At 70.1% G+C, this 907-nt stretch carries 1 protein-coding gene; it reads right to left on the bottom strand.

Features of this window, described 5'->3' with window-relative positions:
• Positions 1 to 2: 2 nt before the first annotated feature.
• Positions 3 to 907, bottom strand: a 905-nt coding sequence (gene sigJ / locus C1J01_RS48330; protein WP_328589764.1) for an RNA polymerase sigma factor SigJ, incomplete at its 5' end; no start/stop codon positions are given.

Here is a 907-nt window from a genome sequence, read left to right as displayed (position 1 = left end):
GCTCAGACGCGCAGGAGTTTGTCGGGATTCATGACCCTGCGGTACCCGGTGATCAGGCCGTCGGTGATCTGCAGCGTGTCCACGGAGTAGACCGTGCCCTCCCGGTGGAACACCAAGGCGAGTTCGCCGCCGACCTCGGCGAGGTCGATGCGGTCCGGACGCCACTGGCGGCCCACGCGGACCATCACCTCGGCGATGCGCTCACCGCCGAGGATGGGCTTGCGCGCCGCGGAGATCTTGCCGCCGCCGTCGGTGACGTAGACGGCGTCCGGGTGCAGGAGCTGGACCAGGCCGGCCAGGTCTCCGGCCTCGTAGGCGGCGCGGAAGGCCAGCAGGACACGTTCACGCTCGGCCTTCGACGCCTGCGGCGAAGACTGCTTCGCCGTGGCCACCCGCCGCCGCGCCCGCGAGGCGAGCTGACGGGCGGCCGGCGCGGAGACGTCCAGCACGTCGGCGATCCGGCCGAACTCCAGACCGAAGACATCGTGCAGGACGAACGCCACCCGCTCCGGCGGGCTGAGCTCTTCCATGATCAGCAGCATCGCCGAGCTGACGGACTCATCGACCAAGACCTGCTCGGAGGCGTCCCGTCCCGTCAGCAGCGGCTCCGGCAACCACGGCCCGACATACGTCTCCCGGCGAAAACGCGCGCTCTTGAGAATGTCGTACGACCGCCGCGCGGCCACCGTCACCAGCCAGGCCCGCAGATCATCGACCTTCCGCAGATCCGCCCCGGTCGCCCGCAACCACACGTCCTGGGTGACATCCTCGGCATCGGCCACACTCCCCAGCAGCCGGTAGGCGACGCCGAAGACCGCGGACCGGTGACTCTCCCATCCGGCGCAGAGCAGGTCCTCCTGCTCGGACCGGCCAGGCGCGTGCCCGTCACCCATACAGATCGCCACCT

Source organism: Nonomuraea aridisoli (genome assembly GCF_003236395.1).
Classification (GTDB): Bacteria; Actinomycetota; Actinomycetes; order Streptosporangiales; family Streptosporangiaceae; genus Nonomuraea; species Nonomuraea aridisoli.
This window is presented reverse-complemented; position numbering and strand designations above follow the sequence as displayed.